The organism is Janibacter hoylei PVAS-1 (genome assembly GCF_004025845.1).
In the GTDB taxonomy this organism is placed as follows: domain Bacteria; phylum Actinomycetota; class Actinomycetes; order Actinomycetales; family Dermatophilaceae; genus Janibacter; species Janibacter hoylei.
This window is the reverse complement of sequence record NZ_PIPF01000002.1, coordinates 190,503-212,574: the sequence shown is the minus strand read 5'-3', so window position 1 is coordinate 212,574 and position 22,072 is coordinate 190,503. Positions and strand designations below refer to the sequence as shown.

Annotated in this window: 25 protein-coding genes; 11 read left to right on the top strand and 14 right to left on the bottom strand. The window is 71.7% G+C overall.

Annotated elements, in window-relative coordinates:
• Positions 1-116 precede the first annotated feature (116 nt).
• Genes CWN80_RS03290 through CWN80_RS03280 form a run of 3 tightly spaced genes read left to right on the top strand, consistent with a single transcriptional unit; the run spans position 117 to position 3,702 of the window.
• Positions 117-617, top strand: a complete 501-nt coding sequence (locus tag CWN80_RS03290; protein ID WP_007925188.1) for a 2Fe-2S iron-sulfur cluster-binding protein — start codon at positions 117-119, stop codon at positions 615-617.
• Positions 614-1,603: an FAD binding domain-containing protein gene (locus CWN80_RS03285; protein ID WP_007925193.1), complete on the top strand. Its 990-nt coding sequence runs from the start codon at positions 614-616 to the stop codon at positions 1,601-1,603. The genes CWN80_RS03290 and CWN80_RS03285 overlap by 4 nt, the downstream gene beginning before the upstream one ends.
• Positions 1,600-3,702 (top strand): xanthine dehydrogenase family protein molybdopterin-binding subunit, encoded by a 2,103-nt coding sequence (locus CWN80_RS03280; RefSeq protein WP_128276875.1) that lies wholly within the window; start codon positions 1,600-1,602, stop codon positions 3,700-3,702. Before CWN80_RS03285 ends, CWN80_RS03280 begins: the two co-directional genes overlap by 4 nt.
• Positions 3,703-3,834: 132 nt before the next feature.
• Here the strand turns inward: CWN80_RS03280 and CWN80_RS03275 are convergent, their stop codons facing one another.
• The gene (locus tag CWN80_RS03275) at positions 3,835-4,287 is read right to left on the bottom strand and encodes an SRPBCC family protein (RefSeq protein WP_007925195.1); all 453 of its coding nucleotides are present in this window, start codon (positions 4,285-4,287) and stop codon (positions 3,835-3,837) included.
• A 135-nt stretch (positions 4,288-4,422) separates the two neighbouring features.
• A complete protein-coding gene (locus CWN80_RS03270; protein WP_128276874.1) occupies positions 4,423-5,490 on the bottom strand; it encodes an NADH:flavin oxidoreductase in 1,068 nt (355 codons plus the stop codon).
• Positions 5,491-5,667: 177 nt separating this feature from the next.
• Here CWN80_RS03270 and CWN80_RS03265 point away from each other — a divergent pair, with 177 nt between their 5' ends.
• Together CWN80_RS03265 and CWN80_RS03260 are read left to right on the top strand one after the other, a co-directional pair.
• Positions 5,668-6,717, top strand: a complete 1,050-nt coding sequence (locus CWN80_RS03265) for an LLM class flavin-dependent oxidoreductase (RefSeq protein WP_007925198.1) — start codon at positions 5,668-5,670, stop codon at positions 6,715-6,717.
• Positions 6,718-6,741: 24 nt separating this feature from the next.
• Positions 6,742-7,386, top strand: coding sequence for an NAD(P)-dependent oxidoreductase (locus tag CWN80_RS03260; RefSeq protein ID WP_007925199.1), 645 nt, complete (start codon positions 6,742-6,744; stop codon positions 7,384-7,386).
• Here the strand turns inward: CWN80_RS03260 and CWN80_RS03255 are convergent.
• From CWN80_RS03255 to CWN80_RS03245, 3 genes are read right to left on the bottom strand one after another with little or no spacing between them, the layout of a single operon-like run.
• Entirely contained in the window at positions 7,370-7,588 is a 219-nt protein-coding gene (locus CWN80_RS03255; protein ID WP_051987832.1) for a protein-tyrosine phosphatase family protein, read from the bottom strand. The two genes, CWN80_RS03260 and CWN80_RS03255, sit on opposite strands and share 17 nt — an antisense overlap.
• A gap of 46 nt (positions 7,589-7,634) precedes the next feature.
• Positions 7,635-8,927, bottom strand: coding sequence for an ADP-ribosylglycohydrolase family protein (locus tag CWN80_RS03250; protein ID WP_238148045.1), 1,293 nt, complete (start codon positions 8,925-8,927; stop codon positions 7,635-7,637).
• 20 nt (positions 8,928-8,947) lie between these two features.
• Positions 8,948-9,733, bottom strand: a complete 786-nt coding sequence (locus CWN80_RS03245) for a T3SS (YopN, CesT) and YbjN peptide-binding chaperone 1 (RefSeq protein ID WP_040880700.1) — start codon at positions 9,731-9,733, stop codon at positions 8,948-8,950.
• A gap of 79 nt (positions 9,734-9,812) precedes the next feature.
• Here CWN80_RS03245 and CWN80_RS03240 point away from each other — a divergent pair, with 79 nt between their 5' ends.
• The gene (locus CWN80_RS03240; protein ID WP_007925201.1) at positions 9,813-10,502 is read left to right on the top strand and encodes an NUDIX hydrolase; all 690 of its coding nucleotides are present in this window, start codon (positions 9,813-9,815) and stop codon (positions 10,500-10,502) included.
• Between the two features lie 150 nt (positions 10,503-10,652).
• Here CWN80_RS03240 and CWN80_RS03235 read toward each other — a convergent pair whose 3' ends face one another.
• Positions 10,653-11,246 carry a hypothetical protein gene (locus CWN80_RS03235; protein ID WP_128276872.1) on the bottom strand — a complete coding sequence of 198 codons (594 nt, stop codon included), beginning with the start codon at positions 11,244-11,246 and terminating at the stop codon, positions 10,653-10,655.
• A 115-nt stretch (positions 11,247-11,361) separates the two neighbouring features.
• On the opposite strand from CWN80_RS03235, the gene CWN80_RS15930 reads away from it, so the two are divergent.
• Positions 11,362-11,490, top strand: coding sequence for a hypothetical protein (locus CWN80_RS15930; protein WP_272948427.1), 129 nt, complete (start codon positions 11,362-11,364; stop codon positions 11,488-11,490).
• Between the two features lie 188 nt (positions 11,491-11,678).
• The gene (locus tag CWN80_RS03230) at positions 11,679-12,248 is read left to right on the top strand and encodes a DUF6318 family protein (protein ID WP_128276871.1); all 570 of its coding nucleotides are present in this window, start codon (positions 11,679-11,681) and stop codon (positions 12,246-12,248) included.
• A 4-nt stretch (positions 12,249-12,252) separates the two neighbouring features.
• On the opposite strand, the gene CWN80_RS03225 is transcribed toward CWN80_RS03230, so the two are convergent.
• Complete coding sequence (locus tag CWN80_RS03225) at positions 12,253-12,714, bottom strand: hypothetical protein (RefSeq protein ID WP_007925205.1); 462 nt, start codon at positions 12,712-12,714, stop codon at positions 12,253-12,255.
• 9 nt (positions 12,715-12,723) lie between these two features.
• Here CWN80_RS03225 and CWN80_RS03220 point away from each other — a divergent pair, with 9 nt between their 5' ends.
• From CWN80_RS03220 to CWN80_RS03210, 3 genes are read left to right on the top strand one after another with little or no spacing between them, the layout of a single operon-like run.
• Positions 12,724-13,176, top strand: a complete 453-nt coding sequence (locus CWN80_RS03220) for a hypothetical protein (RefSeq protein ID WP_007925208.1) — start codon at positions 12,724-12,726, stop codon at positions 13,174-13,176.
• Positions 13,177-13,233: 57 nt separating this feature from the next.
• Positions 13,234-13,863 (top strand): DUF6318 family protein, encoded by a 630-nt coding sequence (locus CWN80_RS03215; RefSeq protein WP_007925210.1) that lies wholly within the window; start codon positions 13,234-13,236, stop codon positions 13,861-13,863.
• Positions 13,860-14,822, top strand: coding sequence for a hypothetical protein (locus CWN80_RS03210; protein ID WP_128276870.1), 963 nt, complete (start codon positions 13,860-13,862; stop codon positions 14,820-14,822). The genes CWN80_RS03215 and CWN80_RS03210 overlap by 4 nt, the downstream gene beginning before the upstream one ends.
• A 28-nt stretch (positions 14,823-14,850) precedes the next feature.
• Here CWN80_RS03210 and CWN80_RS03205 read toward each other — a convergent pair whose 3' ends face one another.
• Genes CWN80_RS03205 through CWN80_RS03175 form a run of 7 tightly spaced genes read right to left on the bottom strand, consistent with a single transcriptional unit; the run spans position 14,851 to position 21,950 of the window.
• Positions 14,851-15,792 (bottom strand): NAD(P)H-binding protein, encoded by a 942-nt coding sequence (locus CWN80_RS03205; protein WP_007925213.1) that lies wholly within the window; start codon positions 15,790-15,792, stop codon positions 14,851-14,853.
• A gap of 7 nt (positions 15,793-15,799) precedes the next feature.
• Positions 15,800-16,522, bottom strand: a complete 723-nt coding sequence (locus tag CWN80_RS03200; RefSeq protein ID WP_007925215.1) for a CPBP family intramembrane glutamic endopeptidase — start codon at positions 16,520-16,522, stop codon at positions 15,800-15,802.
• Entirely contained in the window at positions 16,519-17,898 is a 1,380-nt protein-coding gene (locus CWN80_RS03195; protein WP_007925217.1) for a cryptochrome/photolyase family protein, read from the bottom strand. Before CWN80_RS03195 ends, CWN80_RS03200 begins: the two co-directional genes overlap by 4 nt.
• Positions 17,895-18,647, bottom strand: a complete 753-nt coding sequence (locus CWN80_RS03190) for an SDR family NAD(P)-dependent oxidoreductase (protein ID WP_007925226.1) — start codon at positions 18,645-18,647, stop codon at positions 17,895-17,897. Before CWN80_RS03190 ends, CWN80_RS03195 begins: the two co-directional genes overlap by 4 nt.
• Positions 18,644-19,903, bottom strand: coding sequence for an SAM-dependent methyltransferase (locus CWN80_RS03185; protein ID WP_007925227.1), 1,260 nt, complete (start codon positions 19,901-19,903; stop codon positions 18,644-18,646). The genes CWN80_RS03190 and CWN80_RS03185 overlap by 4 nt, the downstream gene beginning before the upstream one ends.
• Entirely contained in the window at positions 19,900-20,664 is a 765-nt protein-coding gene (locus CWN80_RS03180; RefSeq protein ID WP_238148040.1) for a DUF1365 domain-containing protein, read from the bottom strand. Before CWN80_RS03180 ends, CWN80_RS03185 begins: the two co-directional genes overlap by 4 nt.
• On the bottom strand, positions 20,661-21,950 hold the full coding sequence (locus CWN80_RS03175) for an NAD(P)/FAD-dependent oxidoreductase (protein ID WP_238148039.1): 1,290 nt from the start codon (positions 21,948-21,950) through the stop codon (positions 20,661-20,663). The genes CWN80_RS03180 and CWN80_RS03175 overlap by 4 nt, the downstream gene beginning before the upstream one ends.
• Between the last annotated feature and the right edge of the window lie 122 nt (positions 21,951-22,072).

Sequence of the window (22,072 nt, the reverse complement as noted above, 5' to 3'; positions counted from 1 at the left end):
TTCGGCTACGCCGCAGGGTGACGACGGCGGCGGTGCTACCGCCCTTTCCAGGACGCAGGATGTGCCCTCCAGCCGTACGATGAGGTATCGCCCCAACCCCGACGCCAAGGACTGCCATGGAGACCGACATCACCCTCGTGGTCGACGGCGAACGTCGCTCGCTCACGCTCGACACCCGCACGAGCCTGCTCGACGCGCTGCGTGAGCATCTCGGCGTCACCTCGCCCAAGAAGGGCTGCGACCACGGCCAGTGCGGCGCCTGCACCGTCTTGCTCGACGGTCGCCGGGCGACGAGCTGCCTGACCTTCGCCGTCGCCCAGGACGGCGCAGAGGTGGTCACTGCCGCCGGTCTTGCCCGGGACGGGCTCCACCCGGTGCAGCAGGCCTTCGTCGACAACGACGCCTTCCAGTGCGGCTTCTGCACACCCGGCCAGGTGTGCTCCGCGGTCGGGATGCTCGAGGAGCTCGAGCAGGGCAGCCCCAGCTATGTCACCGAGGACCTCACGAGCACCGCCTCCGCGGACGACGACGAGATCCGCGAGCGCATGAGCGGCAACCTCTGCCGCTGCGGGGCCTATGGCGGCATCCGCTCCGCCATCCGGGAGGTCTCGTCGTGAAGCCCTTCGACTACCGCCGCTCAGAGGACGTCGCGGGCGCGATCGCCCTCGCGACGTCCGGCCCGCAGGCGCGCTATCTCGCCGGCGGGACCAACCTGGTCGACCACATGCGTCTGGGCCTGGAGTCACCGCAGCTGCTCGTCGACGTCAGCCGGCTGCCGCTCGACGGCATCGAGGACCTCCCCGACGGTGGCCTGCGCATCGGCGCCACGGTGCGCAACAGCGACCTCGCGGCCGACCCCCGCGTCCGTGAGCGGTACCCCGTCCTCTCTCGTGCCCTGCTCGCCGGGGCCTCGGGACAGCTGCGCAACCTCGCCACCACGGGCGGCAACCTGCTCCAGCGCACCCGCTGCCCGTACTTCCAGGACGTGACGACGCCGTGCAACAAGCGTGAGCCGGGCACCGGCTGCTCCGCGATCGGTGGCTACACCCGTGACCACGCCGTCGTCGGCGCCTCCGACGCCTGCGTCGCCGTCCACCCCTCCGACATGGCCGTCGCAATGCTCGCGCTCGACGCCATCGTGCGCGTCGAAGGACCGGACGGGCCTCGCGAGATCCCCCTCGACGACTTCCACCGCCTGCCCGGCGAACACCCCGAGCGGGACACCGTCCTCGCCGCCGGTGAGCTCATCACCGACGTCGACGTGCCGGCCACCCCCTTCGCCCGTCGCTCCGAGTACCGCAAGGTGCGCGACAGGGCCTCCTACGCCTTCGCCCTCGTCTCGGTCGCCGCGGCCGTCCACGTGGACGAAGGGAGGATCGCCGACCTGCGCATCGCCTGCGGCGGCATCGCCCACAAGCCCTGGCGAGCCCGCGCCGCTGAGGACGCGCTGCGCGGCCGCGCTCCGGACGCGGCGGCCTTCGCCGAGGCAGCCGAGGCGGAGCTCACCGACGCGAGCCCGCTGCCCGACAACGGGTTCAAGATCCCGATGCTGCGCCGGACCATGGTCTCGGTCCTGCGCGACCTCACCGAGGAGGTCCGATGACCGACATGATCACGCCCCGCGCGATGGGCACCGACCGGGCCCGCCACGACGCCGTCGCCAAGGTCACCGGCACCGCGCCCTACGCCGCCGACCACGAGCAGTCTGAGCGGGTGCACCTGCACCCGGTGCAGGCCACCATCGCCCGCGGCCGCATCGCCGACATCGACACCAGCGCCGCCGAGGCGTTGGACGGGGTGATCCTCACCCTGACGCACCTCAACGCCCCGCGGCTCGCGAGCTCCGACGACACCGAGATGCTCATCCTGCAGAGTGACGAGGTCGCCTTCCGCGGTCAGCTCATCGGTGCCGTCGTGGCGCGCACCAGCGAGACGGCCCGCGAGGCCGCCTCCCTCGTGAAGGTCACCTACGAGGAGCAACCCGTCGACGCCACCCTGTCGGCCGAGCGCGACGACCTCTACGCGCCCGACGAGGTCAACGCCGGCCACGAGACGGACACCGCGAGCGGTGACGTGGACGCCACGTTCGAGGCGGCCGAGGTACGGCTCGAGCAGACGTACACGACGCCGATGGAGCACAACAACCCCATGGAGCCGCACACGACGGTGGCCCTGTGGCAGGAGGAGCACCTCACGCTGTGGGACTCCATCCAGGGCGCCCACACCGCGCAATCCGCCCTCGCCCCCCTGCTCGGACTCGAGCCGGAGCAGCTGCGGGTGCTCGCCCCCTTCGTCGGTGGTGGCTTCGGCTCCAAGGGCAAGCCGCACTCCCACGAGGTGCTCGCCGCGATGGCCGCCATGCGGCTGCCCGGCCTGTCGGTCTCCTTCTGCGTGACCCGCCAGCAGATGTTCACCCTCACGGGCTATCGGACCCCGACGATCTCCCGGGTGCGCCTCGGCAGCGACCGGCAGGGTCGGCTGTCGGCGATCTCCCACGACGTCGTCGAGCAGAGCGCGCGACTGTACGAGTTCGCGGAGCAGACGGCCGCACCTACGCGCACGATGTATGCAGCGCCGCACCGCCGCACGACCCACCGGCTCGCGACGCTCGACGTGCCGGTCCCCTTCTGGATGCGCGCGCCCGGTGAGTGCCCGGGCATGCACGCCCTGGAGGTCGCGATGGATGAGCTGGCGATCGCCTGCGAGCTCGACCCGATCGAGCTGCGCGTGCGCAACGACACCGCGATCGACCCGGACACCGGCCTGCCCTTCACCCACCGCGACCTCGTCGGGTGCCTGCGCGAGGGAGCGCGGCGGTTCGGCTGGGCCGACCGCGACCCGCGACCGGGACGACGGGAGGGCGACTGGTTCGTCGGGACCGGCGTCGCCGCGTCGACCTACCCGGCACTGATGATGACGGGCAACGTGGCCCGCGTGACGTACGACGGCGATCGATACCGCGTGGAGATCGGGGCGACGGACATCGGCACCGGGACGTGGACCGCCCTCGCGCAGATCGCCGCCGACGCGCTCGAGTGCCCGGTCGAAGACGTTGATCTGCGGATCGGCGACAGCGACCTGCCGACGGGCAGCCTCGCGGGTGGCTCGACAGGTATCTCCTCCTGGGGCACGACCGTCGTCACCGCGGCGCGTGCCTTCCGCGCGGAGCACGGGCGCACGCCCGCCGCGGGGGCGACGACGCAGGCGGAGCAGCCGGAGAGCGATCTCACCGAGCGCTTCGCGCCGCACTCCTTCGGGGCGCAGTTCGCCGAGGTGCGGGTGCACGCCGACACCGGCGAGGTGCGGGTGCCGCGCATGCTCGGCGTCTTTTCCGTCGGGCGGGTCATCAACCCGCGCACCGCGCGCTCCCAGCTGACCGGCGCGATGGTCATGGGCCTGTCGATGGCCCTGCACGAGCACAGCGTGCTCGACGAACGCTGGGCTCACGTCGTCAACCACGACCTCGCCGGCTATCACGTCGCCGCGCACGCGGACGTCGCCGACATCGAGGCGGTGTGGCTGGACGAGACCGACGAGCACATCAACCCGATGGGCTCGCGCGGCGTCGGCGAGATCGGCATCGTGGGTGCCTCGGCAGCGGTGGCCAACGCGACCTATCACGCCACCGGTATACGGGTGCGTGAACTTCCGCTGACGCCCGACCTCTTCCTCAGGGGCGACCCGCAGAGCGTGGCGCGGTAGGCGCACCGCCGCTCAGGCGCTCTCCGCGAGGGCCCGTCGAGCCCGTCGACGCCGGCTGAGCCCCAGAGGCCGGCGCGACACGAAGGCCGCTCGGCTCCCCTCGACGGGCAGACCGCGCGCGAGAACTCCTCGTCAGCGCGTCTGCGTCCTGCCGGCGCGCCCCTCCACGAGCAGGCGCAGCCGGCGAAGGGTCTCGGAGTTGCGCCACTTCAGGCCGGGCTGTCGCGCGATCCCGGGCACGAGGAGACCCGGCCCGGAGACCACGTCCTCGACCATCGTCACCTCGGTCCGGTCGTCGACCGGGGTCACTGTGATGTGCACCTTGGCCTCACCCATCGGCCAGGCGCGAGCACGCAGGGTGATGGACTCGTGCGGCTGCTGGGCCAGCACGCGTGTGTGGTCGTGGATCAATGCGGGCCACGCGCCCACCGAGTGGTGGATGCGGCTGCCGACAGCGGGCCAGTCCGGGTCGACGTCGCGCATGCGCGAGGCGCCGACGACCCACAGCGGGTAGAGCCAGCCGTCACTCAGCACCGACCAGACGTCGTCGATCGAGGCGTTGATGACCGTGGTGTTCTCACTCATACCCAGCTCCTACGGGTTGGCGGGGGTGTCGACCCCGAGTCTCGTCGCGGGTGCGGTGTGGTGCAACCTGTCGACGTCGGCCCTCTCGCGCACCATGGTGCCGCCCGTACGCCGCCACCATGGGGCGGTCGCCGCTCAGCCGGCCACGAAGTCCGGCCACCCCGCATCGAGGTACTCCACGAAGGTCTCGCTGACCCGCTCGCGGTGCAGGTGCTCGCGGGTCACCGGCAGCGCCGCCATGGTGAAGGCGTCGTCGTCGGCGGAGCGCTTCGGGAAGTCGTGGTGCACGATCGCCGCCCGGCCGATGTCGACGAAGTCGGCCCCCTTCGACAGGCACCAGCGCGCCTGCTGCGCGGAGCGGATCTTGCCCGCCACGCCGAGCCGGGTCTCGCCGCGCTCGAGGCCGGTGAAGGCGTCGATGAGCAGGTCACCCTCGTCGTCGACGGTCAGGAAGGCGTCCCACAGCGACATGTCGAGGTAGTCGACGAGCCCGGAGTCGAGGACCTGCTGGGCGACGGCGACACCTTCGTCGAGGACGATGCCGTTGCCCTGTGGGGTGAGCCGCAGCCCGACCTGGAAGTCGGGGCGCGTGCGCTCGCGGATCCCGCGGAGGACCTCGAAGAGCATCCGCGAGCGGTCCTCGAGCGACCCGCCGTAGCCGTCGGTGCGATGGTTGTGGCGTCCGTCGAGGAACTGGCAGATGAGGTAGCCGTGGGCACCATGGACCTCGACGCCGTCGAAGCCGGCGCGCTCGGCTCGCTGCGCCCCGAGGACGAAGTCCTCGACCGCCTGCTGCACCTCCCCGGTCGACAGGGCACGGATGTCCTTGTCCAAGTCGTCCCACGGAGCGACGTTCGGCACACCGGTGACGGCCGGGTCGGAGCGTCGACCGCCGTGGTGCAGCTGCACCGAGGAGACGCTGCCGGCGGCCCGGATGCCGTCGGCCAGGCGGGTCAGGCCCTCCAGGTGCCTCTCGTCGCTGATCCCGAGCTGACCCGCCCAGGCCTGCCCCGCGGGGGCCACGTAGGTCGCGCAGGTCATCGTCAGGCCGAATCCTCCTTCGGCCCGGGCGACGAGCCAGCGGTACTCGTCCTGCGACAGCGTGCCGTCCGCATGGCTCTGGGTGTTGGTGAGAGGGGCGAGGGCGAGCCGGTTGGCCCAGGCGGGGCCGTGGGCCAGGTCGAGGCGGTCGTGGAGGGTCATGGCGCCATCCTCGCAAGCCGCCGTCGCACCTCTCCACGAAGGTCGAGATCTGGTGGCGGCCTCCGGACCCGAGCCACGCGGGGTGCCTGCGGGGTGCCGAGTCCACGCCACTCGCCTCCGCGGATACTCCCCGGCCACCCCGGGAATTAGTTGCCGAGACAACTAGTTACACCGGTCATGCATGCCTTCGGATTCTTGAGCTTCGGGCACTACGGGCACGGCAGCGGGCCGGGTGACCCCGACGCCGGTCAGGCACTGCGCGACGCCGTCGAGATCGGAGTCGGTGCCGACGAGATCGGCGTCAACGGCGCCTACTTCCGTGTCCACCACTTCGCGCGGCAGGGCGCGGCGCCCATGCCGGTCCTCTCGGCCATCGCCGCTCGCACCCGGCGCATCGAGGTCGGCACCGGCGTCATCGACATGCGCTACGAGACCCCGCTGCAGCTGGCCGAGGAGGCCGCCGCCCTCGACCTGATCTCCGGAGGCCGGGTCGCGCTCGGCGTGAGTCGGGGGTCACCGGAGCCCGCCCTGCGCGGGTGGGAAGCCTTCGGCCACACCGGTGCTCGCGATCCGCGCGGCGCCGACCGCGCACGCGAGCACTTCGAGACCTTCATGTCCGCGATCCGCGGCGACCAGGTCGTCGACGCCGACCCGACGCAGGGCCCCGCCGGCCGGCTGCGGGTCGAGCCGCACTCCCCCGGCCTCGACCGCCGCATCTGGTGGGGGGCCGGCAGCCGCGAGACCGCCGAGTGGGCCGCCCGCCAGGGGGTCAACCTCATGAGCTCGACGCTGCTCACCGAGGCGACCGGAGCCTCCTTCGCCGATCTGCAGGCCGAGCAGATCGCGCTCTACCAGGCCGCATGGCGCGAGGCCGGCCACGACTGGGCGCCGCGGGTGTCGGTCTCCCGCAGCATCTTCCCGATCGTCAGCGACCTCGACCGGCACTTCTTCGGCCTGCAGGGCCAGGGCAGCAGCGACCAGGTCGGCATGATCGACGGCTTCCGCTCGACCTTCGGCAAGACCTACGCCGCCGAGCCCGACCAGCTCGTCGAGCAGCTCAAGGCCGACGCGGCCATCGCTGCCGCCGACACCGTCATGCTCACCATCCCGAGCCAGCTCGGCGTCGACTACAACCTGCACATCCTCGACTCCTTCGCCCAGCACGTCGCCCCCGAGCTCGGGTGGCGCCGCAACAGCGACGGCCCCGTCGAGCCCCTCCCCGCCTGACCAACCCCAACCGATAGGAACACCATGAGCACCATCGTCATCTTCGGCGGCACCGGCTACGCCGGCGGCAACATCGCCCGCGAAGCCGCCTCCCGCGGCCACCAGGTCATCTCCTACAGCCGCACCGCCCCGGCCGAGCAGGCCGAAGGCGTCGAGTACCGCACCGGCTCCCTGACCGACGACGTCGTCCTCGCGCAGGCCGCCACCGACGCCGACGACCTCGTCGTCGCCACGCACGGCGCCGACGTCGGCGGCTCCCCGCTCGTCGACCACGTCGCCCGGCTCACCGCTGCCGCCATCGAGCACGGTGCCCGCCTCTCCTTCGTCGGCGGTGCCGGCTCACTCCACGTGACGAAGGGCGGTCCCCGCCTCGTCGACACCCCGGACTTCCACGACGACTGGAAGCCCGAGGCCCTCTCCCACGCCAAGGTGCTCGACGCCCTGCGCGCCGGCCCGCAGGAGCTCGACTGGTTCTACGTCTCCCCGGCCGCGCTCTTCGGCTCCTTCGCCCCCGGCGAGACGACTGGCAGCTACCGGCTCGGCGGCGACGAGCTCGTCACCGACGCCGAGGGCAACTCGGAGATCTCCGGCACGGACTTCGCCCTGGCCTTCGTCGACGAGATCGAGCAGGGCAAGCACCGCCGGCAGCGGTTCACCGTCGCCCACTGACCCCCTGCGCGTAGCTCTCCAGCGCCGCCCGGAATCCCCGGTTGGGCGACGCCTCCGGCAGCGCGGCGACGACCTCCCGCGTCGCCGTCTCGAGGTCGACCCCGAGTTCCAGCGCGTGGGCGATGCCCACGGTGGGCGTGCGGGACTGGGCCGCGACGCAGTGGATGAGCACCCGGTGGCCTTCGGCCCGAAGGGAGGCCACCGTGCGGGCCGCGTCGGTGAGGACGGCGTCGAGGTTGGGGTTGGCCTCAGGCCCCTGGCTCGTCGATGAGGCGGAAGGGCACGTGCACCATGCCCGCCGGCACCTGCCGTGAGCCGGTGAGGCAGAGACTGACCACCGCGGTGATCTCCTCGGGCAGCTCGTCGAGGGCCAGCACGTTGCCGAGCCAGACGCCGTCGTCGAAGGGGTGCCGCACGAGGACCGAGCGGCGGGCCTGGTGGTAGTCGATGCGCTCCACCCCGGGCCAGCCGTAGGCATTGGGGCGGCCACCCCGCACGGCCAGGGTGGCCGCCTCGGCGAGGTCCTCCGCAGTGCGCCCCGGGTAGCCGTGCACGATCCGACGCCACTCGGCCGGGACCGCGGACGCACCCCACCGAGCGGCGAGCAGGCCGCCGGCGATCGCCGCGACCGTGTCGGTGTCGTTGCCGATGCGGATCGCGGTGTCGAGCGTGTGCTGGAGGTGCCGGCAGGGCATCTCGTCGGGCACCGGCGTGTGGCGGATCGCCGACCACGCAGCCTGGAACGCGGTGACGACATAACCGTTGGGCGTGAAGGTCGCCGGCTCCTGTGCCTCGGCCTCGGTGATGCGGGCGGTCCAGAAGCCCTGCGCTTCGTCGGACAGGTACGGCAGCCCGACCTGTACGTCGAGCTCCCCCTCGAGCACCGCGTGCCGGATCGCGTGCGACCACAGCGCGCACGCCTGCCCCGCGCGCTCGTCCGTGTGGGTCAGCGCCGAGACCGCCTCAGCGGCCGCCGTGAGGCGCTGCGGGTCGTCGAGGTGCGCCAGCGCGACCGGTGAAGTGCGCATCAGCGAGCCGTTGCCGCCGGTGCGGCCAGTCCGAGCGTGCAGGTCCGCGGCGGCCTGGGCCATGCGGGTGGCGAGGGGCTCGTCCGGTCCCTGAGGAGGCGCGCCAGCGCCGTCTCGAAGGGACTCCCTTCGAGACGCTTGCAGAGCAAGCTCCTCAGGGAGCGAGGTCTGACGGGGCGATGCGTGACGGGGCGAGGTGTGGCGGAGCGAGGAGAGGACCTGGCGGGTCTGGGTGCCGATGTCGGCCGGGCTGGAGGCGTACCAGTCGAGGAAACCCTGGGCGACCTCGTCCAGCGCTTCCGGGGAGGCGAGGTCCACCCCCTTCGCCGCGGCTGCGAGGACCGGCCAGGTCATGGCCGTGTCGTCGGTCCACTCGCCCGGGGCGAAGTTGCCGAGGCCGCCGCCGATCATGGCGGGACCGTCGGGTCCGACTGCGGCGCAACCGAACTCGTAGCCGGCGCCAAGGGCATCGCCCACCGCGGAGCAGAGAGGGGCACCGCAGGCGCGGTCCATCTGTGCACTGGTGAGTCGCATCAGGCCACCTCTCCCCCGACGCGCAGCGCCAGGTCGTCTCGGGTCGTCATGGCGTCGAGGAAGACCGCCATGGTCGTCATCAGGTGGTGCGGGGCGAAGGGCATGGTCTCGACCGTCGCCGTCTGGACGATGTCACGACCGATGACCTGCCACCAGATCCACGGGTTGGAGCGGTTGAGGATCCCGACCTCGACCGCGGCCTGCCGGCGCGAGCGCGCCCCGTGGGCCACGCGGGTGCTGATCACGGTGGCCGGCGCATCCGGCAGCACCTGCACCCAGACCCGCTGGCCGAGGTGCTCGAGATAGAGGTCGTCGTCCTCGTCGCGGCCGACGTCGTAGACGCCATTGAGAGCGTCCTCGACGATGTCGACCAGCGCCTCCCGGTCGGTCTCGGCGTACACGTCGGGAGCGGTGCGCAGGCCCCCCGTCCAGGCCAGACCGAGGACCGGCGACATCTGCGCGACCGGACCATCCGCCCTGTGCGTCAGCAGCTGCGGGTGCGGCACGCCGACGATGTTGCGCAGCACCATGATCGCCCGGTGGACGAGCGGCTCCCGCCCGATCGCGTGGTTTTCGGTGTACTCGTCGTCACCGACGGTCGCGCAGAGCGCGCCGCTCTGCATGCGGAAGGCCACCATCGGGACCTCCACCTGCTCCCCCACCTCGAGGACCAGCCGGTCCTGCGGGTGCGCCATCGCCTCGACGAGCGTCAGCAGCTTGCGCTCGAAGGCCTTCCACGCGGCGTGGATCTCCTCGACGCCCGCCGCCATCTCCTGCTCGGTCATGGTCATCACATCCCCTCCCATTCATTTAACCCCTTGAATGAGCTAACTATAACACCTCAACCGCGCTAAAGTGCACGACATGGCTCGCCGCACCCTCGACAGCTACCCCCGCCCCGGCGTCACCGTGGACCTCGCGGTCCTCACGGTCACCGACCCGGGCACCGACGACGCGGCCCTGCGGGTCCTGGTCCAGGAGCGCACCGACCCGGACGGCCGGGTGCTGCCCGGCCGATTCCTCCGCGAGCGGCACACCATCGACGAGACCGTGCGCGAGGTCTTCGAGCACAAGGTCGGCGTGCGCCCGACCGAGGTCACGCCCCCGCGCCTGCTGCGCCTCTTCGACGCACCCGACCGCGACGACCGCACGTGGGCGATCTCGGTCGCCTACTCCGTCTCCATGCCCGAGCTCGAGCTGACGGGAGCGAAGGGAGAGCTCCTCCCCGTCGACGAGGTGGCCGCCGCGACCGGCCGGGACATGCTCTGGGACCACGACGAGATCGTCTCTGCCGCAGTCGAATCGCTGCGCGAGCGCTACGAGTTCCGCTACCGCAACGACAGCCCCCCGCCGGACCCCGACGGCTTCCTCCCGCAGCCCTTCACGCTCCACCAGCTGCGCAAGGTGCACGAGGCCGTCATCGGCGAAGAGCTGCACAAGGACAACTTCGCCCGACGGATGAAGCCCCAGCTCACGCCCGTGACCCGAGGCGGCGAGGTCGTCCGGTCGGCCGCCCAGCGAGGCCGCCCGGCGACGCTCTACCGCATCGCCTAGCGGCCTCGGGCGTCGAGCGACACCCGGGGCAGGTGGACGCGACGCACCCCGCAGGAGGAGATGGCTCAGCTCGACCCGCGACGTACCGGCGGCTCGCCGGTCGCCCCTGCCCTGCTGATCACCTGACGGTGCCCCACGGTCGGGTCCGGCTCAGGTGGTAAGCCGGGTGATCACCACCAGGACGGCTGCCATGACGGCCACGCCGACCACGACGGCGAGCGTGATGGCGAGCGGTCGGTGCACCCACTGCCACCGCAGCAGTCGAGGCCACCGCCGGCGCACGTCCTCCACGCTCTGCCCGGCGACGACGTTGTGGCTGCGGCCGGCCATGACGAGGGCGTCGATCGTCTCCGGCGGCCACAGGCTGGTCTGCCACCGGCGCAGGCAGCGGCCATCATCGCCCAGCAGCCCGACGAGGCCACCAACGCCGCTCAGCTGCAGCTCGCGCACGACGACGACCTCGGCGATGGCCGAGCGCGGGATGACCCGGGTGCCCACCAGACCACGCTCGCGCACCTCAGTGGGTGTGATCGTCACGGTGCGCTGAGTCTCCCGGGCCGTGACGACGGTGAAGAGGCCGACGACGAGCAGGACGGCCAGGATCCCCTGCCACCACGGAGCCTTGACGACGGCGGGCAGGATCGCGAAGAACACCCCGACCCCGGTCATGACGACGAAGGAGGCCGGGCTCACCCCTCCGGGCAGGACTCGACGGCCCTCATGGTGGCCGGGCTGCACAGACATGGCGCCATCATCGCAAGGAGCACGCCCCCGGGCAGGAGGGTCAAGATCCGGTCTCGACTGGCGCGGGCTGGCGGTTCGGCACGCCCCGCGGGCCGGGTGGTGCCACCGTGGAGGTATGGATCTCACTTGGGTCGCCCTCTCGGCGACCGGACTGCTGTCCATCGCGGGGCTCCCCTTTGCGATGGCCTGGGTGGAGCGGACCCTGATGACGGGCCCGACCCACGTCGAGCAGCCGCCCCGCTGACCCGCCGCGCGCCACACTCCGCCGGCCGACCGGCGGGGCGATCGGTCGTCACCTCCCCCGACATGGCAGGACCCAGACCGATCAGTACCGTGGACGGCAGTTGTGCAGGGCGGTGGACACGCCCTGCCCGTCGACGAAGGGGATGACACGTGCGTTTTCATCGGGGGGCTGCCGCCAGCGCGGCTGCCATGACCGTGGCCGTCGCGCTCACTGCGTGCGCCGAGGACACGAGCACCGCAGGCGGCTCGGACCCGACGTCCACGGCCGTATCCAGCGAGTCCGGCAGCACATCGAGCTCGCCCTCCGCGAGCGGGTCGAGCACGTCGGACGCCATCGTGGTCGACACGGGCAACATGCTGCCCCCGGTCGCCGGGCACAAGACGCGCTCGGGCGCCGAGACCTTCGCATATCACTACGTCGACGTCCTCGGCCGGGCGGGCGAGTCCGGAGACACGACGACGCTGGAGTCCCTGGGCGCGAGCGACTGCACGGCCTGCGACGACGCCGTGGCCCAGATCGATGCCGATCACAGCAAGGGGCAGACCCTCAGCACCAACCCCTACACCATCACCGAGGTCAAGGCCACGGGCGACCCGAGGGCGAGCGTGGAGGTCACGCTCGACGTGAAGGTCAAGGCGCACGAGCGGGTCGACTCCTCCGGCAAGACCGTGGAGTCCGTCGACGCGGAGAGCCAGACCGTGACGGCTCAGCTCGAGTGGTCGGACGGCTGGGAGATGAAGGCCTGGACCGTCAGCTGACCCGTCAGCGCGTGCCCGCGTAGACCGCGGTCTTGACCCGCGTCGACGTCGGCTTGCCCTGGTCGACGGAGCGATCGACGGTCCACGCGGCGGCATCGCTGTCGAAGGTGTCCTCGATCTTTTCGTCCGTCAGCAGCTCGGAGCCGTCGCTGCACGGGTACCAGCTGAACCTCCCCTGCCAGTGCTGACCGTGGTCGTGGCTTGCGACCGCGCACGTCGTGTCGTCGTCGAGGACGACGTACATCGGGATGACCTCCTGGCCGCGCGGGTGCATCTGCCCGTCCCAGTTGTCGACGGTCGGCGAGGTGAAGCGGATCGCCTTGCGCCCCAAGGGGTCGGTGATGCACGTCGTCTTGCCCCCGTCGGCGAAGGTGCAGGCCTTGGCGCTCGCCGCGGTCGGGCCGCAGGTGAAGATCTCGTCCTGCTTCGAAAAGGTCGATTCGGTGAGGCCGCCCCCTGGGCGCACAGGTCGTCCGTGAGCTGCTCCACGGTCCACGAGTCGTCGACCCAGACCGTGGAGATCGTCGTGGCAGCGCCTCCGGTGCTCGAGGAGGTCGATGGCGGGCTCGTCGTCGACGACGACGTCGGCGATGTCGTCGTCGACGTGGTCGCGGTCGCCGAGGTGCTGCTGGACGAGCTCGGCTCAGCTGTCGTGGTCGTCGACGAGGTCGTCGTCGTCCGTGAGCTCGCGGTGCTCGTCTCGGTAGTCCGGGTCGGCGTGTCGGACCCGCAGGCGGTCAGGGCCACGGCGGCCACCGGGACGGCCCACCAGGTGATGCTGCGTCGCATGACTGCTCCCCCTTCGGCCGCAACCCCCTGTCGCAGCCCACCTCCAGCAGACCGGATGTGGCCGGTTGACGCAAGCACCGCGATGGGGTGTGCCTGTGGATCTTCGAGATGCGAAAGGCCGACAAATGGCTACCGTTGATGACAGTTTCAGGGGGCCCGCGACGGCGCGCCTCGCCGTCGACGAAGGGGAGTCCCCGTGCGTTTTCACCGAGGCACCGCCGCCTGCGCAGCCGCTCTGGTCATGGTCAGCGCGCTCGCCGCGTGCGGTGACGAGGAGCCGACCGAGCCCTTCGAGACGAAGGAGCCGACCTCGCAGAGCTCGAGCTCCGGGGCGTCGGGGTCGAGCACATCGGGGTCCGGGTCCTCGAGCAGCGGGTCGAGCTCGAGCGGTGGGACGAGCAGTGATGACCTGCCTGCTGACCTGCCCGAGGAAGCTCGGGAGGAGACGAAGGAGGGCGCGGCAGCTTTCGGGGAGTACTACTTCATGACGTACGGGGAGGCCGCCCACACGGGCGACACCTCCACGCTAAAAGCGCTCGGCGCAACCGATTGCACGATCTGCTCGAATGGCGTCGACAAGATCAAGAACGATGCGGCCAAGGGCTGGACCCGGAGCAAGAACCCATACCACGTCAGCAAGGTCGAGGCCACCAAGCGCCCAGACGAGGGCTACAAGGTCTCCATGTCGGTGAAGGTCGACGAACACGATCGCGTGGACTCCAAGGGCAAGTCCAACGGCACCGTCGAGGCGACGCAGTACACGCTCACCGAGCACGTCGTGTGGAAGAGCGGTCGGTGGCACATCCAAGATTGGGTCGTCACATGACCGAGTCAGTTCATAGATCTTTCGCCTTGACTGCGATCATCGCCGGGATGGTGGCGATGCCACCCGCGCTCACGGGCGACCCGGAAGGCACGCTGACGGACTCGGCGGCTGAACTCTCGGCTGAAACTCACGGGATATCCCCCGGTACGGCCAAGGGCGCCGACGCAGGCGGAACTCCCATCCGCCCCCAAGGCACACCCCTGTCAGCCAACATCGCCAAGCCCCACGTCCGAGGAGCAGCGCAGAAGGACAAGATCGAGGTCAAGTACGGCCCCTGCACGCCCGGCACCGCCAACTGCGACGGCGCGCGGACCGGGTGCATCACGCAGTCCGGCGACCCCAACTACTTCGACCCACCCACCGTCACCTACGTCCGGGTCAACAACGGACCCTGGGACGCGGTGCGCGTCTCGTGCGGCGTCCCCGACTCCGTGACCATCCCGGGAGCCCCCAGCGAGCCGCCGGTGACCGTCGCCGTGGAGCCGCCGCCCGTACCAACCTTCGCCCAGATCCAGACCGCCTTCAAGGAGCTGCCCTTCAGCCAACCCAGCGTCTCGGTCCAGCCCAAGGGCATGCGCACCCTCATCAACCTGCCGACGTACTACGAGGCCTCGTGGCCCGACGACGCAGGACTCGAGCCGGGCGAGGTCAGCAAGCCGGTCACGCTGCTGTCGTGGACCGTCGAGTTCAAGATCTCAGCGCGCGACTACCGCTACGACTTCGGCGACGACACGACATCCCGGTGGACGAGCAGCGCCGGCGGCACCTACCCGGACGGCGACGTCACCCACACCTACACGGACACCGGTGACATGGACGTCAAGGTCGACGCCCGCCTCACCGGCCAGTACCGCGTCAACGGCGGCACTTGGCAGGACATCGCGACCACCGCCGACCTCCAGGACGAGCCCGTCGACACCCTCGAGGTCGTCGGCACCCGCACCCGACTGACGAGCTGACGCGCGCGGCCCCCCTGTCGCGTCACGCTCAGCCCATCGCCCGGCGGACGGCGTCGTCGAAGCCGAGCAGACCCCCTTCGGGCACCCCCACGAGGTCGTCGAGGTCCTCCTCGCGGCGGACCACCTCGTGCACGAGGCTGCCGACGAGCGGCTTGGCCACGCCGGCATCGACCGGGGTGATGAGGCTGACCCAGTGGCTGGCGAGCCACGGTGTGAGGACGGGCACCCGGAGGACCAGTCGACGACGCAGTCCGGTGACCGCGGCGAAGCGCTGGATCATCTGCTCGTACGTGAGCACCTCGGGTCCGGCGATGTCGAAGGTCCGGTTGACCTCGGCCGGCAGACTCGCCGCACCCACGAGGTAGTGCAGCGCGTCGTCGACCGCGATCGGCTGGATGCGATTGCGCAACCATCGCGGTGCCACCATGACGGGCAGCCGCTCGGTGAGGTACCGCAGCATGTCGAAGGACACCGAGCCGTCACCGAGGACGACCGCCGCCTGGAGCACCGCGGCAGGCACGGGCCCGTCGAGCAACACCTGACCGACCTCGACGCGCGAGGCGAGGTGCACCGACAGGTCCGCGCCCTCGGGATGGAGCCCGCCGAGGTAGACGATGCGCCCCACCCCGGCCTCGCTCGCCGCCGCGACGAAGCCCTCCGCGAGCTGGCGGTCCCGCCGGGCGAGGTCACCGTGCCCGTCCATCGAGTGCAGCAGGTAGTAGGCGACGTCGGTGCCCGCGAGGGCCCGGCGCAGGTCATCGCCTGATGTCGCGTCGCCTTCGACGACCTCGACGCGGTCGATCCAGTCGCGGCCGCGCAGCCGCTCGCTCGATCGCGTGAGGACCCGCACCGTCCAGCCGTCGTCGAGCAGCCGAGGCACGAGCAGCCCTCCGATGTAGCCGGTTGCGCCGGTGACGAGTGCGGTGCCGGGCTCTTCCGCCGCGGCGGAGGGCGTGGAGTTTTCGGTCATGGGTGGCTTACCTCAGGAGGTCGAGGGCGGGTGGAAGGAGCACGAGCATCGAGCTGGACCAGATGACGTGGGTGATGATCGGGGCGAGCACTCCCCCGGTGACCCGACGCTGGGCCCCGGTGAGCAACCCCAGCAGCAGGGCGGCGAAGGTGAGCATGACGTTACCGGTGGCGGCGGTGACGAGTGTGTAGACGAGGGTCGTCACGGCGAGCGCGTGCCGACCACCGACCGCGGCGAAGAGGGCCCCGCGGAAGAAGAGCTCCTCGCCGACCCCCGTCACGACGGTGATGAGCCAGACAATCGGCAGCGAGCCGTAGCGGGCGTGGTCGAGCACCGCGTCGACCCGGTCGGCCAGCCACGGCACCGCGCCGACGACGACGGCGCCGGCGACGAAGACCCCGACGGAGAGCAGCGCCAGTGCCACGGGCTGCACCACCGGTCGTGCCAGTCCGGAATCGCGCGTGTGCGCCCACCCGAGGTGCAACCTCCCGGCCGCCAGGCCCCCGACCGCCCACACCGCGGCGAGCGCCAGCCCGCCGACGTAGAAGGACTCGTCACCCGGCGGGATGCGCAGGGTGACCGCGAGGACGACCGCCCCGACGATGAGGGTCAGCGCGCTGACCACCCGGCGTCGGCGCACCAGCGCGTCGGGCTCCCGGTGATCACGCGGCACCGGCGCGACAACCGCTGCTGAGATGAATGCCCGCAGCTCCACCACGGGGTGGATCATGCCCGAGTCCGCTCGTACCGGTCCAGCGCCTCACGTCGCTCCTCCGCGTGGTCGACGACCCGCTGCGGGTAGCCGTGCGCATGGCCCTCGTCGTGGTCCCACGGGGAGTGCGCCGTCGCGCCGGGCAGGTGCGCGAGCTCCGGCACCCAGCGGCGCACGTAGGCACCGTCGGGGTCGAATCGCTCGCCCTGCCGCACGGGGTTGAAGACGCGGAAGTACGGCGCCGCGTCCGTCCCGGTGCCGGCGACCCACTGCCAGCCGTGGCTGTTGGAGGCGAGGTCGCCGTCGAGCAGGTGGTCGAGGAAGTGGCGTGCCCCGACCGGCCACCACACGTGCAGGTCCTTGGTGAGGAAGCTCGCGGCGACCATCCGCACCCGGTTGTGCATGAACCCCTCGGCGGCGAGCTGACGCATCCCCGCGTCGACGAAGGGGTACCCGGTGCGCCCTTCGCGCCAGGCCGTGACGAGCCGGTCGGTCTCCGGGCCCTCGTCGTAGGGCAGGTCGGCGAGCGCACCCCGCAGGTCGCGCCAGGCCGAGTCCGGTCGGTGCCAGAGGACGTCGGCGTAGAACTCGCGCCAGGCGAGCTCGGTGACGAAGCGCTGCAGGCCTTCGGAGCCGCCGTCCGGGTGGGCGGCGAGGTCAGCGAGCATCGTGCGCGGGTGGATCTCGCCGTGGGCGAGGTGCACCGACATCCGGCTCGTCGCGTCGAGGTCGGGTCGGTCCCGTGCGGTGCCGTAGTCGGCGAGGTCGTCGTCGAGGAAGGTACGCCACCGCTCCAGGGCGGCCTCCTCCCCGGCCCGTCCGTCGACCGCCTCCTCGTCGGCCGCGGCCAGCACCGCCGGGAGTGCGTCGTCGCCGAGACCCTCGAGCAGGTCGGCCTCGCGCCTCCACTCGACGTCGGGCCGCCCCGCGGGCTCAGGCCAGCCGTGGTCCCGCCAGGCCCGGGCGAAGGGGGTGAAGACCTTGTAGGGCGTGTCCTCACTCGTGCGGACCAGGCCCGGCCCGATGGCGTAGGGGCTGCCGGTCGTCACCAGCTCGCGATCCGAAGCGCTGAGCTCGTCGGCGGCTGCGGCGTCACGTTCGCGCCCCTGCGGGGTCGTGTCCCGGGTGATGTGGACCCGCTCCGCACCCACCGCCTCGGCGACTCGTGGCACGAGGTGGACGGGGTCGCCGACCCGGACCACGAGCGCACCCCCGGTCGCCCCGTGCAGTGCGGCGAGCGAGCGCCGCAGCCGCCGCGCCGGCGGGCGCTCGTCGGCCACCTGGCCCGGCTCGAGCACGACGAGGGGCAGGACCTCCCCTTCGTCGTGGGCGGCGAGGAGCGCCGGGTGGTCGGTGAGGCGCAGGTCCCGGCGAAACCACAGCACGCTCGTCATGCTCGGCCCGCCAGGCGCGACGACAGCACCGTCCAAGCCCGGACGGGCAGGAGGCGGGCGAGCTTCATCGTCACCGCCATGGGCCACGGGAAGACGATCTCGGGTCGGCCCGACTCGAGGCCGTCGGCGATCTCGCGCGCCGCCTCGTCGGCGTCGATGATGAAGGGCATGGGGAAGGAGTTGCTCTCCGTCATCTCCGTCCGGACGAAGCCGGGGCAGACGGTCGTGACGCGAACTCCCTTCGCGGACAAGGACGCTCGCATCGACTCCAGGAGGGTGATCTGGGCCGACTTCGTCGCGGCATAGGCCTCGGCCCCGGAGAGGCCGCGGTATCCGGCGACCGAGGCGACGCCCACGAGGTGACCACGGCCGCGGGCGACCATCTCTGGCACGGTCGCGTCGACGACGTGCCCGAGCCCGAGGAGGTTGACCTCGACGTGCCGGGCGAACTCCTCGGCCTGCCAGTCGGTCGCGTCGAAGGTGTGCCAGTAGCCGGCACACCACACGACGGTGTCGATGGGCCCGATGGTCTCGCCCACCTGCCGTGCCCCCTCGAGCACCGCGGCGTGGTCGGTCACGTCCACCGGCACCGTGGCGAAGCGCCCGCGGGACAGCTCGTCGAGCCGATCCGCCCGGCGCGCGCTCACGGCGACGATCGCGCCGCGCTCGTGCAGCTCCTCGGCGAGAGCCGCGCCGATGCCGCTCGACGCCCCGACGAGCCAGACCCGCTGCCCCACCAGGCTGCTCACAACAGCACCTCGCGCTCGAGGCGGATCTGTGCCACGTCGAGGTAGCCGGCGGCGAAGCCGGCCTCGCAGTAGGCGAGGTAGAACTCCCACGTGCGCCGGAAGGTCTCGTCGAAGCCCGCCGCGGAGATCGTCGGCCACTGCTCCAGGAAGCGCTCGCGCCACCGGCGCAGCGTCACCGCGTAGTCCTGACCGAAGTGGCGCGCGCTCGTCACCCGCAGCGAGGCGTGCCGCTCGGTCGTCTCCTCGATCGCCCGGGTCGAGGGGATCAGACCGCCGGGGAAGATGTGCTTCTGGATCCAGCCGAAGGACCGCCGGGTCGCGAGGTAGCGCTCGTGCGGCATGAGGATCGACTGGATCGCGGCCACCCCTCCGGGGGCGAGCAGGTCGTCGATCGCGCGGAAGTAGGTCGGCCAGTACTCCTCGCCGACCGCCTCGATCATCTCGACGCTGACGATCGCGTCGAACTGCCCGGTCACCTCGCGGTAGTCCTGCAGCCGGACCTCGACCCAGTCGGCGAGCCCGGCAGCCGCGATGCGCTGTCGGGCAAGCTCGGCCTGCTCGCCCGACAGCGTGATCGTCGTGACGTGGGCCCCCCGCCGGGCGGCAGCGATCGCGAGTGACCCCCACCCGGTCCCGATCTCGAGGACCCGGGCGCCGGCCCGCACGTCTGCGGCGTCGAGCACCGCCTCGATCTTGGCGCGCTGCGCGTCGGCCAGGGTCTGCTCGGCCACCGGTCGGCGTTCGTCGAAGATGGCCGAGCTGTAGCTGAGCGTCTCGTCGAGGAAGGCGGCGAAGAGCTCGTTGCTCAGGTCGTAGTGCGCCTCGATGTTGGCGCGCGACCCCGTCAGCGTGTTGCGGGTGGCGGCCGGGATGCGCCGGTCGACGACCCGGCGCATCCGAGCCAGCACCGGCGGCACCAGGGTCGGCAGCCGCTCGGCGAAGGGCACGAGCGCGTCGGCGAGGTCGGTGCCCGGCGCGGCGTCCCAGTCGCCGGCCATGTAGCCCTCGCCCAGACCGATCTTGGGGTGGTGCGCCATCCGCTCGTAGAGCGCGGTGGCGCGCAGCATCCGCAGGGTCGGCGCGGTCGGGTCGTCCGCCGCACCGCCGAGAGCGCTTCCGTCCGGCAGGGTGACCCGCACCGGGACCCGGCCGAGCACGGTGGTGAGGATCGGGCGGGCCAGGTGCGCGCGCACACACCACGGTCGGAGGGAGGGCCGCCGCAGGCACAGCGGTCGGTCGAGGGCGGGGGCAGTCATCTCAGGTCCTCCTGGTGGTGGGGGCTGCGGGGCTGGATGGGCAGGCGCCTGGCCCACAGCCAGACGCCGTGCAGTCGGATCAGGGCGGTGACCCGCCAGGTCATGGGCAGGTGGCGAAGGGCGGTGCGCACCACCGCAGCTCGAGACGCCTGCCGGATCGCCCCGGTGGTCGTCGCCGTGAGCACCCGCTCGCCGTCGCGGTCGAGCGCGACGGTGACCGCGACCCGGTCGGCGTCGAGGTGCATGCGCACATCGTAGGTGCCGCGGGTGTCGTTGAAGGGCGAGACGTAGAACTGCTTGTCGGTGCGCGTACGCCCTCGGTCGTCGAGCTCGAGCAGGTAGGCGTGCCGCTCGCCGTAGGTGTTGTGCACCTCGAGGACCGTGGCGCGCAGCCCTCCGTCGGGCGCGAGGAACCAGTAGACGGTGAGCGGGTCGAAGACGTGCCCGAGGACACGGGCGTGGGTGAGCATGACGATCCGGTCGTCCGCCGCGAGGGTCGTGCCGCGGCGGGCGAGGAACCGCTCGAGGTCGCCGCGGATCCCCCCGCCGAGCCGGCCGTCGTCGAGGTGGCCATCGGCGGTGATGCGGGTGAGGAGCGACAGCGGCCACCGGTGCCGCGGCAGGTCGTCGACATCGACGAGCCACTGGTAGTGCCGGTGGGTGAAGGCGTGCTCCATCGGGGTCCGTCGTCGGTGGCTCACCGTCCCGACGACGAGGCTCGGCAGGGTCGGCAGCGAGATGAGCGTGGGCGCGGTCGTCACCACGACACCCCCAGACGCTGCGCGGCCTCGACCCCCGACCGGCACCCGTCCTCGTGGAAGCCCCACCCCAGGTGCGCCCCGGCGAAGGCGAGCCGGTCGCCGCCGGCGGTGCGCAGGCGGGCGGCAGCAGCGACCGCCTCGCGGGTGAAGACCGGGTGCGCGTAGTCCATCCGAGCGACGACACTCCCTTCGGCGAAGTCGTCAGCGGAGTTGAGCGACACGAGCAGCTGGTCACCGGTCTCGTCGAAGCCCTGCAGCCGGTTCATCCAGTAGGTGACCCGGGGGCGGTCGGCGCCGCCGCACGTGGCGCTGCGGTAGTTCCACGAGGCCCGGGCCCTCGGTGCCGTCGGGAGCAGGCTGGCATCGCGGTGCAGCACGGTCGCGTTGCGGGAGTACCGGATGGCGGCGAGGTCCTCCTCTTCCTGCGGTGTCGCATCGGCGAGCAGCGCGAGCGCCTGGTCCGCGTGGGTCGCGACGACCGCCCGGTCAAAGGACGTGACCCCGGCGGCGGTGCGCACGTCGACGCCGTCGTCGTGTCGCGTCACGGAGGTGACCGGAGCACTGGTGCGCACCTCGCCCAGTCGCGCGGCGAGAGCGTCGACATAGGTGGCGGATCCGCCGACGACGGTGCGCCACGTGGGCGAGCCGGAGACGCTGAGCATGCCGTGGTGCTCGAGGAAGGCGAAGAGGTGCCGGGCGGGGTAGCCGAGCGAGTCATCGTCCCCGGACGACCAGACGCAGGAGACGAGCGGGAGCGCGAAGTGCGCCACGAAGTACGACGAGAAGCCGCCCTCCTCGAGGAACTCGCCCCACGTCGGGTCGTGCGGGGACCTCCCTTCCGCCGGTCCGTGCAGGAGGGCTCGTGCGGCCCGGTGGAAGCGCGGGATCTCCCAGAGCATCCGCACGAAGCGGGGGTCGGCCGCCCGTCGTGGCTGGGCGAGCACCGCTGCTGGGCCGCGTCCCCCGGCCCACGACAGGCCGCACCCGTCGCAGGTGATCGACATGCTCATCTCGGTCGGCCGCGTCGCGATGTCGAGCTCACGGAAGAGCCGCAGGAGGTGGGGGTAGGTGCGCTCGTTGTGGACGATGAAGCCCGAGTCGACCCGGACCTGGCCGGCGGCGGTGTCCACGGTGTGCGTGTGGGCGTGTCCGCCGAGGCGCTCGTCGGCCTCGAAGAGGGTGACGTCGTAGGACCGGGAGAGGACGTGGGCGGCGGTCAGGCCGGAGACCCCGCCGCCGATGATGGCTGCGGTGGGTCGAGAGGCTCGGTCTCGGGGCTCTGTCACGTCGTGCGCTCCAACCGGGGACGAAGGGGGGGGACCTCTCGGGTTCGTCGCCGAGGGACCACAAGGATTGTTCAACCTTTGTCCAAAAGGTAGGCTGGCGGCAGCCCACATGTCAAACCTTT

Bases quoted from the DNA above. Each gene is read 5' to 3' on its own strand.
- CWN80_RS03290 (WP_007925188.1), top strand. From the start codon at position 117: ATGGAGACCGACATCACCCTCGTGGTCGACGGCGAACGTCGCTCGCTC.
- CWN80_RS03280 (WP_128276875.1), top strand. From the start codon at position 1,600: ATGACCGACATGATCACGCCCCGCGCGATGGGCACCGACCGGGCCCGC.
- CWN80_RS03275 (WP_007925195.1), bottom strand. From the start codon at position 4,287: ATGAGTGAGAACACCACGGTCATCAACGCCTCGATCGACGACGTCTGG.
- CWN80_RS03270 (WP_128276874.1), bottom strand. From the start codon at position 5,490: ATGACCCTCCACGACCGCCTCGACCTGGCCCACGGCCCCGCCTGGGCC.
- CWN80_RS03265 (WP_007925198.1), top strand. From the start codon at position 5,668: ATGCATGCCTTCGGATTCTTGAGCTTCGGGCACTACGGGCACGGCAGC.
- CWN80_RS03260 (WP_007925199.1), top strand. From the start codon at position 6,742: ATGAGCACCATCGTCATCTTCGGCGGCACCGGCTACGCCGGCGGCAAC.
- CWN80_RS03250 (WP_238148045.1), bottom strand. From the start codon at position 8,927: ATGGACCGCGCCTGCGGTGCCCCTCTCTGCTCCGCGGTGGGCGATGCC.
- CWN80_RS03245 (WP_040880700.1), bottom strand. From the start codon at position 9,733: ATGACCGAGCAGGAGATGGCGGCGGGCGTCGAGGAGATCCACGCCGCG.
- CWN80_RS03240 (WP_007925201.1), top strand. From the start codon at position 9,813: ATGGCTCGCCGCACCCTCGACAGCTACCCCCGCCCCGGCGTCACCGTG.
- CWN80_RS03235 (WP_128276872.1), bottom strand. From the start codon at position 11,246: ATGTCTGTGCAGCCCGGCCACCATGAGGGCCGTCGAGTCCTGCCCGGA.
- CWN80_RS15930 (WP_272948427.1), top strand. From the start codon at position 11,362: ATGGATCTCACTTGGGTCGCCCTCTCGGCGACCGGACTGCTGTCCATC.
- CWN80_RS03230 (WP_128276871.1), top strand. From the start codon at position 11,679: ATGACCGTGGCCGTCGCGCTCACTGCGTGCGCCGAGGACACGAGCACC.
- CWN80_RS03210 (WP_128276870.1), top strand. From the start codon at position 13,860: ATGACCGAGTCAGTTCATAGATCTTTCGCCTTGACTGCGATCATCGCC.
- CWN80_RS03205 (WP_007925213.1), bottom strand. From the start codon at position 15,792: ATGACCGAAAACTCCACGCCCTCCGCCGCGGCGGAAGAGCCCGGCACC.
- CWN80_RS03200 (WP_007925215.1), bottom strand. From the start codon at position 16,522: ATGATCCACCCCGTGGTGGAGCTGCGGGCATTCATCTCAGCAGCGGTT.
- CWN80_RS03195 (WP_007925217.1), bottom strand. From the start codon at position 17,898: ATGACGAGCGTGCTGTGGTTTCGCCGGGACCTGCGCCTCACCGACCAC.
- CWN80_RS03185 (WP_007925227.1), bottom strand. From the start codon at position 19,903: ATGACTGCCCCCGCCCTCGACCGACCGCTGTGCCTGCGGCGGCCCTCC.